Origin of the sequence: Aquimarina sp. MMG015 (genome assembly GCF_018100855.1) — a bacterium.
GTDB classification, from domain to species: domain Bacteria; phylum Bacteroidota; class Bacteroidia; order Flavobacteriales; family Flavobacteriaceae; genus Aquimarina; species Aquimarina latercula.
The window spans coordinates 207903-223083 of sequence record NZ_JAGJEB010000008.1; the positions used below are offsets into that span (position 1 = coordinate 207903).

Consider the following 15181-nt stretch of genomic DNA (forward strand, 5'->3'; position numbering starts at 1 on the left):
ACACCGAGCGTTATAATCTTTCAATTCCATTATTTTTGTCGAAACGTACAAAAATAATATTAGAATGAACATTTATAAATTTCATTCGTCTTTATAAAAAAGAAAAACTTTTAATACGTTATTGTTTCTATAACGAAACGTTACTTTGTTATTAATTTTCAAAATGCAAACAGTGAAAAAGCTTTTATATATTTTTACCTTTCTAGTATTAGCTTCTTGTGATGATGGTGATATTATTGTAACAAGTTTTGAATTTGACGATGTTGATCTTCAACTTTGTGAAGGAGCTACAACCAATGAGTTTGTTTTCTTTAAGATCAATACTTCTATCAATGAATCTATATCCTATAACTTTATTGATGCTACATATTCTGAAACTACTGAAACTGAAAACCCTATTATTATTGATCTAGAAGACACTGATAATGGTTTAATATACAGGAAATTTAATAATACGATTACTTCGGATTATTATTGTAGTAATATTCCTGATAGTAACATTATAGTAACAGAAGAACTTTTAAGCGTAAGTGGTCAAGCCACTATCATCAATCAAATTGTTAGTGAAGATGATAATGACGGACTAGAATCTACTGAAGAATCTCCTAACGGAATTGATCCAGAAGCAGATCCAGATGGTGATGGTGTTCCCAATTACCTTGATGATGCTATGGATGATAGTGCTATTGGAAATACAGATCAAACAGCTGATGATTTAGGGATTGAGGACGGATATGACACTGATGGAGATCAAATCGCAAATTTTAAAGATCAAGATGATGATAATGACAACGTGTTAACGAGTGTAGAGTTAATTAATAGTGACCCTAATGATGAAAGTTTTCTAGACACTGATAATGACGGGACACCAAACTATCTTGATACTGATGATGATAATGATGGTATTGACACACTAGATGAAGATGTGGATGGCAATGGAAACCCCAGAGATGACGATACTGACAGAGATGGAACTCCGAATTATTTAGATCCAGATGACGATAATGATGGTATTTTGACTCGCGATGAAGTTAGTGGCACAAATAACGACCCATTGAATGAAGATACTGATGGTGATGGAATCCCAAATTATCTCGATGCCGATAATCCTGATAACGACGAAGCAAATACCAACGTGGATAACCCATCTATTCTTGACAATACGGTTATTACTATTTTTAGAACTACATTATCAATAGATAATCTTATTCTAAATGAAGTTAATGACCAATTTACTAACGATGAATTCTCTTTTGGTTTTAGAGATGAAACCATCTCTATAACCACTCCAAAAAATGAAGATTAGAATGATGATAAAAAGACTGTATTTTTTATTTTTTTCACTGCTATTAATCGGTTGCAGCGAAGGTGATCTAATAGAAGTTTCTGTTGATGATTTAACTGGCGATCTAGAAAATTGTTCTAATGAAAATGATAATACTTTTGTGTTTTTTGTAATTGATCAAGGTATAAATAGATCTTTATCTCTAAACTTTACAGATACTAGTTTTGAAATTAATCCTACAGCCGTTTCTGAGATATCATTAGATGAAGCTACAGTAATTACACTAAATACTACTAACAATCAGTTTATATATAGAGAATTTAACACTTCTATTGACGGAGATGAATATTTTTGTAATAGTATTCCTGTAAGTGGCATTACTGTAACACAAGAGCTAATAAGTTCTAATGGAACTGCAGAAATCAGTTATGAAGAACTTACTACTTCTGCTACAGAGACAACATACTCTCGAACAGTAACACTAAAAGATATCACCTTAGAGGGAAATGGAATTGCTATAAGAAAACAATCTTTAACACTAGGTTTAGACAATGTCATAATACCAAACTAGGGTTAATTTCTTGGATTTTGAATGATATATATTTCCATAGCACCTAACCCGTATTTCTTATAATCTGCATCAGAAATACGTATATTATCATATCTGCCAAATAAATATTGTAGTTCTTCTTTTAGCACTCCTTGTCCTACTCCATGAATAAATACAACATTAGGAATACGTTTGTTTATAGCAAAATCTAATTGTCTTTTTGCTGTATCCAACTGTAGGGTAACCATATCATGGTTAGACAATCCTTTTGTAGACTTTACTAGTTTATGAATATGAAGATCTACTTCCATCGAAGGAACACTTCTTTCTTTAGGTTTTAAGATCTTTTTTTTAGATTTCTTTTTAAAAATCTCTTTTTGCTGAAGATTCTTTTGCACTTCTTCATAAGATGGAACGATCAAATTATCGGATTCTTCTTTAACCAATTCATTTACTGAAAACATCATATCAAATCCGTCATTAGATTCTATAGTAACATTATTTCCTTCAACTGAAATAACTTTGCCTGATATTGGTTCATCCAACACTGAAACTACATCTCCAACTTTTATCATATCCTTCTATTCCTTTTCATTTATTTCTTGATTTTCAGTAGTATTTTCTGGAAACCTAGATGTAACTTTTGCATTAATTAAAAACACTCCACTCATCAAACAAATGATACCACCGGCCTGTAGATAATAATTCTTTTTTACAGAAGCTATTTCACTTATTAAAAGAAACGCTCCCATTAAAATTAAAAGAAAACTTATAATCTTTTTCAATTTCAATTTATTCATAACGCAAAAGTATCAAATATTAGTTTTTTTCTAAACATTAATTTCTGGAATACTCAAATTGTGTATATTGTACCTCGTAAATTTATCGAATACCCCATTTTACATTTTTTTATTACAAATTAATTACTAATTAAGTTTATTTATATGGAAGCTAATCAACCAAGACCTAACAATCACCTTGCCTTAGCAATTATCTCTACAATTTTATGTTGTCTAATCACAGGTATTGTAAGTATTATTTATTCAACTCAAGTAAATTCCAAATATGATGCAGGAGATTATGAAGGAGCTGTTGCCGCCTCAAAAAATGCTAAATTATGGGGACTTATAGGGATTATAGGTGGAGTTCTAATTTGGGTTGTAATGTTTTTAGTATATGGAGTAGCATTATTTAGTGTTCTAGGTGCTAATGGAAATTTCTAAAAAAACAAATTACAAATATTTAAAATATGGGTACTTACTAGCGTTAGTACCTATATTTTTTTTAATAAGATATTACTACTTAAATGATCCTGGCTCTAGTGCTGGTGAAGGTTTTTTTCCCAGTTGTCCTTTCCATTCTCTAACAGGGTACCACTGTCCCGGTTGTGGCAGTCAAAGAGCAATTCATGATTTATTAAATGGTAGAATCTTACATGCTTTACAACATAATTTATTATTTGTAATATTAGCCATAGTTTTATTTATAAAACTATATAACTATACAGCTAAACGATTTTTAAATAAAAAAGTCGAAGATTGGACTTATAACAAATACTTCACATATATCATTCTTATTTCTATTATTTCCTATTGGATATTGCGTAATGTTAGTAGTGCACCTTTTTGTCATCTAGCTCCATAAAAAAAGAGCAGAAAACTTGTTCCTACTCTTTTTATTATTTTAATTCAATCAAAAAAGTTTTACTCAAACTCTTTTAACGTTTTTGTTATAATTGCCACGCATTCTAGCAATTGTTCTTTTGTCATTACTAATGGTGGAGCAAATCTTATGATATTACCATGAGTTGGTTTTGCTAATAATCCGTTTTCTTTTAAAGCTACACAAATATTCCATGCTGTTTCACTCTCTTCATCATCATTGATTACAATTGCGTTTAACAATCCTTTACCACGAACAAGATTTACTATACTCGATGTTTTGATATACTCATTCATTTCTGATCTGAATAATTCACCAAGTTCAAAAGCATTTTCTGCAAGCTTTTCATCTCTTACTACTTCTAAAGCAGCAACAGCAACCGCTGCAGCAACAGGATTTCCTCCAAAAGTACTTCCGTGATTACCTGGTTTGATTACTTCCATAATATGATCATCAGCTAAAACACCAGAAACCGGATATGCTCCACCACTAAGTGCTTTACCAAGTATTAAGACATCAGGTTTAACATTTGGTGTACCTGAACAGTTTTTATCACTACAAGAACAATTACCGCAAGTAGCTAACAACCTACCTGTTCTAGCTATACCAGTTTGTACTTCGTCTGCAATAAAAAGTACATTGTATTTTTCGCATAAACCTTTAGCCTTTGACAAATAGTCTTCAGAAGGTACATAAACTCCAGCTTCTCCTTGTATTGGTTCTACTAAGAAACCTGCAACATTCTTATTATTTTCTAACGCTTGTTCTAATGCTTTTAAGTTATCATACTCAATTTTGATGAAACCAGATGTATAAGGTCCAAAGTTTTTACGTGCTACTGGATCATTAGAAAATGAAATAATCGTTGTAGTTCTACCGTGAAAATTGTTTTCGCAAACAATTATTTGAGCTTCATTTTCTGAAATACCTTTCTTCTCATATGCCCACTTTCTACAAATTTTCAAAGCGGTCTCTACAGCTTCTGCACCTGTATTCATAGGCAACAGCTTATCGAAACCAAAAAATTCAGAAGCAAATTTCTCATACTCTCCTAGCTTATCATTATAAAATGCACGAGAAGTTAATGTCAATGTCTGAGCTTGTTCCATCATAGCTCCTACTATCTTAGGGTGACAATGCCCTTGATTTACCGCAGAATATGCACTTAGGAAATCATAATACTTCTTTCCTTCTACATCCCAAACATATACTCCTTCTCCTTTGTTTAAAACTACTGGTAAAGGGTGGTAGTTATGAGCTCCATACTTGTTTTCTAAATCGATTGCTTGTTGAGAAGTTAATTTTTCTAAAACAGCCATTTTTAATAATTTAAATTGATAAAATAACCATTCCTTCTATACCTTTATCCTTTCGAAAAGACTCGAAAATTCAGCGTGGGAGAGAAATCATCCCTAAGAGAGTCGCAAATTACTAAATCTTTATTTATTATTTAATTTTAAGGCTTGGAATAGATTCTATTTTTAATTATTCAAAATAATATTGCTATTAATTGAAGAATTTACAATCTAGAAGTCTTTAGAATAATGGACATGGAAATATCAATTTGGTTCATTTTTTTTATTCTTTTCATAAGATATATTGAATATTTAATAAGTATATAGTTTCTATTCTTATTTTTGCGCTATGGCAAGAAAGAATAAAAGGCAAGTTTTTGAAAATATAGAAGTGATTGATGCTGGTGCAAAAGGAAAAAGTATTGCTAAAGCTCCTGATGGAAAAATCATATTTCTAAATAACGCAGTACCTGGAGATGTTGTGGATATTCAAACCACTAAAAAACGAAAAGCTTTTTATGAAGGAACGGCAACTACTTTTCATAAAAAATCTGACAAACGTGTCCAACCTCTTTGTTCTCATTTTGGTACTTGTGGTGGGTGTAAATGGCAGTTTATGGGGTACGAGCATCAACTAAACTATAAAGAGCAGGAAGTTATAAATAACCTAACTAGATTAGGAAAAATTGAGTTACCAGAAGTAACTCCAATACTAGGTTCTGAAGATCAATTCCTTTACAGAAATAAAATGGAGTTTTCTTTTAGTGATAGTCGTTGGTTAACATTAGATGAAATCCAAAGTGACACAGAAATTAAAAATAGAAATGCTCTAGGGTTTCACATCCCTGGAATGTGGGATAAAATTTTGGATATAGACAAATGTCATTTACAAGAGGATCCTAGTAATGCTATTCGAAATAAAATAAAAACATTTGCTACAGAAAATGATTTATCATTTTATAATGCGAGAAAGCAAAGTGGTTTCCTTCGCACTCTTATGATGAGAATTGTATCTACCGGAGAAATTATGGTGTTAGTTCAATTTTTTCATGAAGATGTAGAAAAACGAACCTTATTATTAGATTACATAGTTTCTGAATTTCCAGAAATTACATCATTACAATATGTAATTAACTCTAAAGGAAATGATACAATTTATGACCAGAAAGTAATCTGTTATCACGGAAAAGATCATATCGAAGAAGAAATGGAAGGTTTACGTTTTAAAATTAACGCGAAATCTTTCTATCAGACCAACTCCAAGCAAGCTTATGAATTGTATAAAGTAACACGAGATTTCGCTGGTCTAACGGGAAATGAATTAGTATATGATTTATATACAGGAACGGGTACTATTGCTCAATTTGTAGCAAAAAAGGCAAAAAAAGTAATTGGTGTAGAAGCTGTGCCAGAAGCTATTGCTGATGCAAAAGAAAATGCTAAGCATAATAATATCGATAACGTAGAATTTTACGTAGGAGATATGAAAAAAGTATTTACTTCGGATTTTATAGCTACTCATGGACAACCAGAAGTTGTAATTACTGATCCACCAAGAGATGGAATGCATAAGGATGTGGTAGGACAGTTACTTAACATTTCTCCCAATAAGATTGTGTATGTTAGTTGTAACAGTGCAACACAAGCTAGAGATTTGTCGTTATTAGATAGTACATATAAGGTTAGTAAAGTACAACCTGTAGATATGTTTCCACAAACACATCATGTGGAAAACGTAGTTTTATTAGAAAAAAGATCATAAATGAAGTTACATAAAGCTTTTATTCCTATTATTCTCGGAATCGTTGGTATATATCTTAGTTTCAGCTGCGAACGAGATGATATCTGTGCCGAAGATACATTAACTACCCCTCTACTAATTATTAAATTTATTGAAGACGGTACAGTATCTGATATCAAACAACCAAATGAATTACAAATAGGGTCTCCTGGGTTTCTTAACATTATTGATTACGAAACGAATCAAGATTCCATAATGATTCCTCTAAGAACAAGAGGTTTATTAACAGATTTTGAGTTTATCATTGATTCCGATTCTGATACTCCTAATACAGATGTAGTTAGTTTTCAATATACACCTGTAGAAGAATATGTTAGTAGTGCTTGCGGTTTTAAAGTTAACTATAATGGACTTACTGCTAGTGTTGCCGTAGAAGATGGTGATGAAAATTGGATCAAAAGTATAATCATAGAAGAAGATAATGTAACAGATGAAACAGCTGCACACGTACTTATTTTTCATTAGTCTCCTGGTTTCAGGTACTATTTTAGGTCAAGAAGAAACTAATATTTCTGCAAGAGACACGTTGCCCCCATCAGAAAAATATGGATTAAGGGTTGGAGTAGATATTGGTAGATTAATTAGAACTGCTGTCAATGACGATTATTCTGGGTTTGAAATAAATGCAGATTATAGAGTTTATAAAAACTATTATTTGGCTGCAGAAATTGGTAATGAATCCTTATTAAGAGATGAAACCAATATAGAAGTAGAAGGGTCTGGAAGTTATATCAGACTTGGAATTGACTATAATACCTATAAAAATTGGTATGGAATGCAGAACAACATCTATGCTGGACTTCGATACGGATTTACAACGTTTGATCAAACTTTAAATAATTACAACATATTTACCGGAACGGATTTCTTCGATCTAGATAATAATCCTGAAAATTTCAGAAATGAAAGACGAGAATCCAAAGACCTAACTGCTGGTTGGATAGAATTTGTTTTAGGGCTTAAAGTAGAAGTACTAAACAATCTTTATTTAGGAGCGAGCGTTTCCTTAAGAAGATTGGTAAATGAAGAAGATCCTGCAGGTTTTGAGAATCTATTTATTCCAGGATACGGAAGGACTAATGATTTTAGTGAATTTGGTGTAGGTTACACCTATACGATAAGCTATTTGATTCCTTTTATTAAAAGAAAAAGGTAACATTTAACTTCTAAAAATATTAAGGTTTATTCTGAAATTTAGCTTTCTTACTACCCGCATACATCTCATATTTAACCAAACGAGATTCTAATTTACCATTAAACACCTTTATTTTTCTAGAAGGTCTTAACCCTACAAATTTTAACGCCTCAATGTTTGAAGTAATAAACCAGGCATTAGTATTTGGATAATTCTGTTTAAGCGTATCTCCAATTTGAGCATAAAACTTCTCTTCATCCAATTCTAAACGTTCGCCATAAGGAGGATTAAAAACCATATGTAGTTTATTATCTCCATCTTTAAAGCTTTCAAAAAAATTAGCATCTTCAATTTTAACGAAATCAGTAAGATTGGCATTTTCTACATTTTTCTTTGCTTTCCTAACAGCCGAAGGAGCTTTATCAAACCCTTTAATTGTATGACTAAAATCTCTGGTTTTATTTAAAGAAGCAGCTTCAATCTTTTCAAATAAATCCATATCCCAATCCAACCATTTTTCAAAAGCAAATTCTTTTCGATTCAGATTAGCAGGAATATTACACGCAATCATTGCTGCCTCTATAGCCAATGTTCCACTTCCACACATTGGATCTAGAAAATCACACTGCCCATCCCATCCAGACAGTAATAATAAACCTGCAGCTAGAACTTCATTTATTGGTGCAATATTAGTGGCTGTTCTATATCCTCTGTGATGTAATGAACCTCCGGAACTATCCAATGAAACGGTACACAAATCTTGTTGTATATGAATATTAATCGTAAGATCGGGATAGTCTGTATCAACACTAGGTCGTTTCCCCGTTTCTTTTCTAAACTTATCTACAATAGCGTCTTTAGATTTTAAAGAAACAAACTGTGAATGTCTAAAAATTGTGGAATTAACAGTTGCATAAATAGCAAAAGAATCATTGGTGTCAAGATATTCATCCCAACGAATGGATTGTATAAAAGAATACAGATCTTTTTCATTTCTTATTTTTTTAGCAGCAACAGGTTTTAATATTTTCAAGGCTGTTCTCAAACAGAGATTTGCCTTATACATAAAACCAGTATCTCCATAAAAACTAACCATACGATTACCTATTTCTACCTTTTGAGCTCCTAAGTTTCGTAGTTCTTTTGCTAATACTTCTTCAAAACCAAAAAAGGTTTTGGCTACCATTTTAAATGAATTACTCACTATATTCTAATTCGCTATTATTAAACCGCAAAAATACATTAATTTTGCGCCCTATGCTAAAAGATTCTACAATGTGGTATGCATCTTGGTTTGATACACCATATTATCATATACTATATAAAGACAGAGGTCATACGGAGGCGCAACAATTCATGGATAACCTAAGTGGTTATCTTAGTTTAGAACCAGATGAAAAAATTCTGGATCTAGCTTGTGGAAAAGGAAGACACAGCATTTATTTAAACCAACTAGGGTTTGATGTTACTGGAGTAGATCTTTCAAAAAATAGTATTGAATACGCTAGTCAATTCGAAAACGAAACATTAAGATTTAGAGTACACGATATGTCTAAACCTTTTAATAAAGAGTTTTCAGCTATTTTTAATCTCTTTACAAGTTTTGGATATTTTGAAAAAGAAGAATGTAATCTTAATACTATTAAAGCTATAAAATCTGATCTAAACGAAAAAGGATTAGGGGTTATAGATTTTATGAATGTAGATTATGTTATTGATCATCTTATCCCAGAAGAAACCAAAGAGGTTTCGGGTATTGTTTTTCATATAAAACGATATGTAAAAGAAGGATATATATTTAAAGAAATAAAGTTCACTGATAATAATGAAGAGTTTTTCTTTACAGAAAGGGTAAAAGCATTAACTTTAAATGATTTTCAAAATTATTTTGAAGAAGCTAAAGTTGATCTATTAGATATCTTTGGTAATTACCAACTTGAAAAATTTCATAAAACCACTTCTCCTCGACTTATTCTTATATTTAAATAGTGTATAATTATATATTATCCATATCAGCCATTTTTATTGGTTCCTTAATAGTATATATATTTAGGCCTAATAATCAAAAAAAGTTAAAATTACTTTTAGCTTTTAGCGGAGCTTTTCTTTTAGCGATAACCATATTCAACCTGTTACCAGAAGTATTTGAAGATCATCAATATGCCAAACAAACTGGCGTTTGGATTATGATTGGTATTTTACTTCAAAAAGTATTAGAATACTTTTCTAAGGGAGCCGAACATGGTCATATACATCTTCATAAAGAAACTACTCAAATTCCCAAACTACTTTTTATAAGCTTAGGAATCCACGCAGTTTTAGAAGGATTTCCTATTCATCATACAGAAGGTATTCTTATTGGAATTATCATTCATAAAATTCCTATAGCGATGATATTGACTACCTTTTTAATCAATACTGAAATAAAAAAACCTATTATCCTACTGATCCTTCTTCTCTTTGCATTAATGACACCTTTAGGAACATTTCTCTCTGAACATTTTGAAACTCTTCAAAACTTTTATAAAGAAATCACAGCGCTTGTTATCGGTATATTTTTGCACGTTTCTACCACAATACTTTTTGAAAGCAATGAAGGACATAAATTTAATATCACCAAACTTATGGTTATTCTAGCCGCTACAGCTAGCGCATATTTTATTTAAAATGTTTAGTAAAGAAGAATCAAAAAAAATAAGACAAGAATTTTGGACCACTTTTGGTACTAACTATCCAAGAAAGTGGTTGCTATATAACACAAAAATCAAAGATGTAACCCTTAAATTTACCTTTACCACAAAATTTGCTCAAGTATCTATTGATATTGAACCACATGATGACATAATAAAAGCTTACTATTTTGATAAACTTTTAAGTTTAAAAAATATAATTAAAGAAGAGTATATTAACGATATAATTTTTGATGAATTATATGAATTAGAAAATGGTAAAATTATTTCTAGAGTATATATTGAATTAGCTAACGTAAGTATCCATAATAGAAAAACTTGGGAAGAAGCCATGGTATTTCTAAACAATCACATGGATAAACTTGAAGCTTTCTTTTTGGAATACAAAGATTTTATTAAAAGTTAGATTAATAATAACTACAAAGGTTAATTTATAACAAATTCTTAGTTTTAGCATTAAAACATTATCAAATAATTATTTTGAATAGTTTTTCATATCTTGGGATTAACTAAAACACAAACTCAATAATTATGAAAAATTATGTTAGCTCTATAGCAATCTTGCTATGTGCACTATTATTTGTACAATGTACTCAAGAAAATATCTCTCCACAAGCACAAGAAATTGGGCTCGAAATTGAGAATGAAAATCATTTTTCGGGTAAACTTTACACCAACAATAGTAACATCGACTATTCAGTAAAAGCAATTTCTGAACTACAATTTATGGTTGTCTTAATGATTGACAAAAATACAATCGAAGCTTCTGTTAACTATGAAAATGAAGGTATCTCAATTGATGGTCATAATAACAACTTTTCTGAAACGCAAAAAGAAGGCTTATTAAATACCGGAAGAGTTATTTCTGAATATTTGTTGGATACAAAGAAAGGAGAAATATCTATGGCCGAGTATACATTACTTGCTCTTATTGAGTATTGGGGTAAATCTCCATCAGATTACGTATACAGTAAAAGAGAGATTAAATCTACCTCCAATTCTAATGCTCTAAAAAGCAGAAATGAAGGCATTACCTGTATAAGAAAAAACACCTATGTAAATGCAGAATATGACGATTCCAGAGGGAATCATAAAGACAGAGTTAAAGTTGGAAGTAAACCAAGAACCAACTACGGATGTATGGGAAGATGCGGAGGAGATTGCGGTAGATGGTGGATTCCAAGTGCATGGACTAAAGACTGCATGGATCACGATCAATGCAGTAATGTAAATAATGCTAGCGGCGGAAGTGGTGATAGAAACTGTGGAGATGAATTTAACGAAGCAGCTGATGATTACGTATTTGGAGTAATCAGAGGATGTAGAGGATGATTTAAAAAATAGGATAAACCATAAAAATATGGTTTATCCTATTTTTTATATGATATACTCTAAAATAAATATATAATGAAATATACTACCCGCTAATACAAAAAGATGCCAGATTACATGATTAAAATACAACTTCTTAAAAGCATAGAAAACTATACCTACAGTATAAGCTAATCCGCCATAAATCAAACACATAATTCCCTCATAACCAACAATATCAATCAAAGTAGATATATCTAATACAATTAACCATCCCATTAATAAGTATAGCATCACAGAAACAATCTCGAATTTTCCTGTAAAAAAAAGCTTTAAGATTGTCCCAAAACCAGCCAATGACCATACTAAGGTAAAAAGTAACAATCCTTTACTATTTAATAAAGTAATCAAAGTTATAGGAGTATAAGTTCCTGCTATTAATAAATAGATACTAACATGATCCATTACTCTAAACCTGTTTTTGAGAATAATATCATTAGTATAATGATAAGCAGATGAAGAAAAATAAAGAATTATCAATGCTATAGAATATATTAAAACAGAAAATGTACTATAAGATGTTTTGTTAGTATTACTAAACATCAATAAAATCAAACCTAAAAAAGAAAAAAGAAAGCCAACAGCGTGTGTCAACCAATTCCATCTTTCCTCTACAGCTGATTGTACTTTCATAGATGACAAAAATAACAAAGTGATCAATTTTGAGGGCAACCAATATTAGTTAATATTAAATATTTTTAAAAAAAGTAGGAATAAACTTATTTTTATTAAGTTAAAAATAAAAATAATAAGCTTTAAACGTATATTAAATGTATTTAAGCCGTTAATTTCATTTTTTTTTATATATTTGAACGCCCCAAATCCGTATTGAATAATGAAAAGTATTAAAATAGTAAAGCATTTTATATGCTTCCTGTGTCTTAACTTATTTTTCCCTAATCTTTATGCCTATCAATATGAAGAAATGTCATTCCCAGAATTGGAGTGTACCATTATTCATACAGAAGAACACCTAAATTCAATTGGCAGAGCTAATAGCGTAATGCTAATTGAAAATATTATTGACATTTCTTCTAAATTCAATACACAACAGGAATATTATCTAAAAGGATATTCTTATAATCTCTTAGGAAAAATACACTTTCTAAACAAAGAATATAAAAAAGCATTAAAAGAATATAAAATTGCAGAACTATTTATAAAAGAGTTAGAAGGTCATTCTGAATTAACTATCGATGTCAATAACAATATAGCTTTAGTCTATCTAGAAGGATTTAATAAGCCATCTAGAGCATTAAAAAGAATTAAGCATATTTATGAAAATTCCGAGAATCTAAACAGTCACTACAAATACAGTTTAGAATTAAATCTAGCCAATATCTATCTAAAAACTCGAAATTATAGAAAAGCTTATCGGTTATTAAAAAAATGCCAAAAATATTTCAGTAAGAATTCCGAATATATTGACGAACTGCTAATAACATATCTCAGCTTCGGTGAATATTACAAAATTCATAATAACTATAATAGTGCTATAAAGCATTTTGAAGAAGCTGCAACCATTGCAGAAAAAAACAAAATGTTTAGACAAGCAATGACCATTTATAAAAAATATGAAGAACTACTTGTAAAAATTGGAAGACAAGATAGAGCGTACGCAATTCTTAAAAAATATACCAAACATCACGAAACAGCATTAGAAACTGAGAAATTAGAAACTAATCAATTCAAAGAAAAATTAGTAGTAAGTAATAAAAATAACAGTATTCAAACTCAAAAAGCAAAACAATCACAAACTGTATCTATTTTTACTTTATCACTACTTTTATTATGCTTAATCCTATTTTGTTTTTTCATTTATAATCATAGAAAAACAAAGGTACTTGGAGAATCATTAGCGTTAAGAAATAAAGAATTAAAAATTTCAAAAGAAAAATCTGATCGTCTTGCAGCGGTAAAAACAAAATTTATATCCACAGTAAGCCATGAGCTAAGAACACCTTTATATGGTGTAGTTGGTTTGTCATCTATTCTTATGGAACGAATTAAGGATGAAGAAAATCACAAATTTATAAAATTAATGAAATTTTCTGCTGATCATCTTCTTAACCTAATTAATGATGTACTTCAAGTAACTAAAATGGAATCATATGAAATAAGTCTTGATGAAGCGCCTTATAATATTAAAAACTTAGCCGATGATATAAAAAATTCTTTTGAGTATCAAGCGGATAAAAACGGCAATACATTACACCTTAATTTTGATAAAAATATTCCTAATTCTCTTATAGGAGATCAAGTAAGATTATCTCAAATTTTTATTAATCTTATTAGCAATGCAAATAAGTTTACAAAAAATGGAAACATTTGGCTAAACTTTATTAACCCAGTTATAATAGATAATAGAGTAAAAATCACTTTCGAAATTAAAGATGACGGAAGAGGAATTCCTATAGATAAGCAGGAATTAATTTTTGACAAATTTTCTCAAGCAGATTCCAAAGATCATACAACTGGAACAGGTTTAGGGTTAAACATTGTGAAAAAATTAGTGAATCTACACGGCGGGGATATTCAAATTAAAAGTTCACCAGGAGAAGGTTCCAATTTCTATTTCACAATTTCTTTTGAAATCGATGCATCTAATAAAGAAAGTAACATAACAAATAACAAAACCAAAGATTGTATTCCTTTATTAAATGAAGAAGAATATACTATACTAGTTGTCGAAGATAATAAAATAAACCAGATAGTTACCCAGAACGTATTAAAAACAAAAGGATATAGATCGCAAATTGCAGATGACGGTCTTATTGCTATAGAAATGGCTAAAACAAATTCCTATGATCTTATATTAATGGATTTAAACATGCCTAATATGGGAGGAATGGAAGCAACTAAAATAATTAGAGAATTTGATCCTAACATTCCTATTATAGCGTTAACCGCATCAGATACCCAAGACACTGTGCAGGCAATCCTTAATCCAAGTTCTGGTTTCAGTGACTTTCTTAGAAAACCATACAAAAACCAAGAGTTTTTTAGTAAAATTGAAACAAATCTTAACGGAACCATTTCAAAAGCATCATAACTACTATTACCCTTAATAATACAAACTCACCTCCTTATAGTTATAAAATAAAACTAATAAATACTAAGATGTGCTGTCAAAACCTCGAATTGTATATCAATGATTTGAAGGTTTTATTATTATAACGCTAAAGAATTAGCTTACATTACTCTACATTTTTTTGGTATATCGAATATATATAAACACAGATTATAATTAATTCTCTATTATACCCTAGTGTCTTTATATATCGTACATAAAAGTCTAATCAATTAGTCCTATAATCTCATAACTGATGACATGTATCTTCACTAAAATCGTTCAGTTATATATCATTCTATTATCATGTGTAACCATAGTT

At 30.3% G+C, this 15181-nt stretch carries 17 protein-coding genes; 12 read left to right on the plus strand and 5 right to left on the minus strand.

Annotated features, from left to right (window positions below; genetic code table 11):
- Positions 1–172: 172 nt before the first annotated feature.
- Together J8L88_RS16620 and J8L88_RS16625 are read left to right on the plus strand one after the other, a co-directional pair.
- Positions 173–1306, plus strand: coding sequence for a hypothetical protein (locus J8L88_RS16620; protein WP_211061310.1), 1134 nt, complete (start codon positions 173–175; stop codon positions 1304–1306).
- Positions 1296–1856: a hypothetical protein gene (locus J8L88_RS16625; RefSeq protein WP_027392933.1), complete on the plus strand. Its 561-nt coding sequence runs from the start codon at positions 1296–1298 to the stop codon at positions 1854–1856. Before J8L88_RS16620 ends, J8L88_RS16625 begins: the two co-directional genes overlap by 11 nt.
- A 2-nt stretch (positions 1857–1858) precedes the next feature.
- On the opposite strand, the gene J8L88_RS16630 is transcribed toward J8L88_RS16625, so the two are convergent.
- Entirely contained in the window at positions 1859–2410 is a 552-nt protein-coding gene (locus tag J8L88_RS16630; RefSeq protein ID WP_211061311.1) for a Smr/MutS family protein, read from the minus strand.
- 6 nt (positions 2411–2416) lie between these two features.
- Positions 2417–2620, minus strand: a complete 204-nt coding sequence (locus J8L88_RS16635) for a hypothetical protein (RefSeq protein WP_211061312.1) — start codon at positions 2618–2620, stop codon at positions 2417–2419.
- Positions 2621–2779: 159 nt separating this feature from the next.
- Here J8L88_RS16635 and J8L88_RS16640 point away from each other — a divergent pair, with 159 nt between their 5' ends.
- Both J8L88_RS16640 and J8L88_RS23795 read left to right on the plus strand, forming a co-directional pair.
- Complete coding sequence (locus J8L88_RS16640; RefSeq protein ID WP_027392936.1) at positions 2780–3058, plus strand: CD225/dispanin family protein; 279 nt, start codon at positions 2780–2782, stop codon at positions 3056–3058.
- The gene (locus J8L88_RS23795; protein WP_035085146.1) at positions 3045–3479 is read left to right on the plus strand and encodes a DUF2752 domain-containing protein; all 435 of its coding nucleotides are present in this window, start codon (positions 3045–3047) and stop codon (positions 3477–3479) included. The genes J8L88_RS16640 and J8L88_RS23795 overlap by 14 nt, the downstream gene beginning before the upstream one ends.
- A 59-nt stretch (positions 3480–3538) precedes the next feature.
- Here J8L88_RS23795 and rocD read toward each other — a convergent pair whose 3' ends face one another.
- Positions 3539–4816 (minus strand): ornithine--oxo-acid transaminase, encoded by a 1278-nt coding sequence (gene rocD / locus J8L88_RS16650; RefSeq protein WP_027392938.1) that lies wholly within the window; start codon positions 4814–4816, stop codon positions 3539–3541.
- A gap of 325 nt (positions 4817–5141) precedes the next feature.
- Here rocD and rlmD point away from each other — a divergent pair, with 325 nt between their 5' ends.
- The 3 genes from rlmD to J8L88_RS16665 are packed head-to-tail and all read left to right on the plus strand — an operon-like array spanning position 5142 to position 7749.
- Entirely contained in the window at positions 5142–6554 is a 1413-nt protein-coding gene (gene rlmD, locus J8L88_RS16655; RefSeq protein ID WP_211061313.1) for a 23S rRNA (uracil(1939)-C(5))-methyltransferase RlmD, read from the plus strand.
- Entirely contained in the window at positions 6555–7058 is a 504-nt protein-coding gene (locus tag J8L88_RS16660; protein WP_211061314.1) for a DUF6452 family protein, read from the plus strand.
- Positions 7024–7749 carry a DUF6048 family protein gene (locus J8L88_RS16665; RefSeq protein WP_027392941.1) on the plus strand — a complete coding sequence of 242 codons (726 nt, stop codon included), beginning with the start codon at positions 7024–7026 and terminating at the stop codon, positions 7747–7749. The genes J8L88_RS16660 and J8L88_RS16665 overlap by 35 nt, the downstream gene beginning before the upstream one ends.
- Positions 7750–7768: 19 nt before the next feature.
- On the opposite strand, the gene J8L88_RS16670 is transcribed toward J8L88_RS16665, so the two are convergent.
- Complete coding sequence (locus tag J8L88_RS16670) at positions 7769–8914, minus strand: class I SAM-dependent RNA methyltransferase (protein WP_118386577.1); 1146 nt, start codon at positions 8912–8914, stop codon at positions 7769–7771.
- Between the two features lie 71 nt (positions 8915–8985).
- On the opposite strand from J8L88_RS16670, the gene J8L88_RS16675 reads away from it, so the two are divergent.
- The 4 genes from J8L88_RS16675 (at position 8986) to J8L88_RS16690 (ending at position 11750) form a co-directional block, all read left to right on the plus strand.
- A complete protein-coding gene (locus J8L88_RS16675; protein ID WP_027392943.1) occupies positions 8986–9717 on the plus strand; it encodes a cyclopropane-fatty-acyl-phospholipid synthase family protein in 732 nt (243 codons plus the stop codon).
- Positions 9717–10394 (plus strand): ZIP family metal transporter, encoded by a 678-nt coding sequence (locus J8L88_RS16680; protein WP_342667683.1) that lies wholly within the window; start codon positions 9717–9719, stop codon positions 10392–10394. The genes J8L88_RS16675 and J8L88_RS16680 overlap by 1 nt, the downstream gene beginning before the upstream one ends.
- A 1-nt stretch (position 10395) precedes the next feature.
- A complete protein-coding gene (locus J8L88_RS16685) occupies positions 10396–10824 on the plus strand; it encodes a DUF4268 domain-containing protein (protein WP_211061315.1) in 429 nt (142 codons plus the stop codon).
- Between the two features lie 125 nt (positions 10825–10949).
- On the plus strand, positions 10950–11750 hold the full coding sequence (locus J8L88_RS16690; protein WP_027392946.1) for a hypothetical protein: 801 nt from the start codon (positions 10950–10952) through the stop codon (positions 11748–11750).
- A gap of 45 nt (positions 11751–11795) precedes the next feature.
- Here J8L88_RS16690 and J8L88_RS16695 read toward each other — a convergent pair whose 3' ends face one another.
- Complete coding sequence (locus J8L88_RS16695) at positions 11796–12422, minus strand: hemolysin III family protein (RefSeq protein WP_118386579.1); 627 nt, start codon at positions 12420–12422, stop codon at positions 11796–11798.
- Positions 12423–12624: 202 nt separating this feature from the next.
- On the opposite strand from J8L88_RS16695, the gene J8L88_RS16700 reads away from it, so the two are divergent.
- On the plus strand, positions 12625–14841 hold the full coding sequence (locus tag J8L88_RS16700; protein WP_211061316.1) for an ATP-binding protein: 2217 nt from the start codon (positions 12625–12627) through the stop codon (positions 14839–14841).
- Positions 14842–15181 lie beyond the last annotated feature (340 nt).

Coding starts and splice junctions, on each gene's coding strand:
- J8L88_RS16685 (WP_211061315.1), top strand. CDS start 10,396: ATGTTTAGTAAAGAAGAATCAAAAAAAATAAGACAAGAATTTTGGACC.
- J8L88_RS16695 (WP_118386579.1), bottom strand. CDS start 12,422: ATGAAAGTACAATCAGCTGTAGAGGAAAGATGGAATTGGTTGACACAC.
- rocD (WP_027392938.1), bottom strand. CDS start 4,816: ATGGCTGTTTTAGAAAAATTAACTTCTCAACAAGCAATCGATTTAGAA.
- J8L88_RS16630 (WP_211061311.1), bottom strand. CDS start 2,410: ATGATAAAAGTTGGAGATGTAGTTTCAGTGTTGGATGAACCAATATCA.
- J8L88_RS16670 (WP_118386577.1), bottom strand. CDS start 8,914: ATGGTAGCCAAAACCTTTTTTGGTTTTGAAGAAGTATTAGCAAAAGAA.
- J8L88_RS16700 (WP_211061316.1), top strand. CDS start 12,625: ATGAAAAGTATTAAAATAGTAAAGCATTTTATATGCTTCCTGTGTCTT.
- J8L88_RS16690 (WP_027392946.1), top strand. CDS start 10,950: ATGAAAAATTATGTTAGCTCTATAGCAATCTTGCTATGTGCACTATTA.
- J8L88_RS23795 (WP_035085146.1), top strand. CDS start 3,045: ATGGAAATTTCTAAAAAAACAAATTACAAATATTTAAAATATGGGTAC.
- J8L88_RS16660 (WP_211061314.1), top strand. CDS start 6,555: ATGAAGTTACATAAAGCTTTTATTCCTATTATTCTCGGAATCGTTGGT.
- J8L88_RS16665 (WP_027392941.1), top strand. CDS start 7,024: ATGAAACAGCTGCACACGTACTTATTTTTCATTAGTCTCCTGGTTTCA.
- rlmD (WP_211061313.1), top strand. CDS start 5,142: ATGGCAAGAAAGAATAAAAGGCAAGTTTTTGAAAATATAGAAGTGATT.
- J8L88_RS16640 (WP_027392936.1), top strand. CDS start 2,780: ATGGAAGCTAATCAACCAAGACCTAACAATCACCTTGCCTTAGCAATT.
- J8L88_RS16625 (WP_027392933.1), top strand. CDS start 1,296: ATGAAGATTAGAATGATGATAAAAAGACTGTATTTTTTATTTTTTTCA.
- J8L88_RS16675 (WP_027392943.1), top strand. CDS start 8,986: ATGCTAAAAGATTCTACAATGTGGTATGCATCTTGGTTTGATACACCA.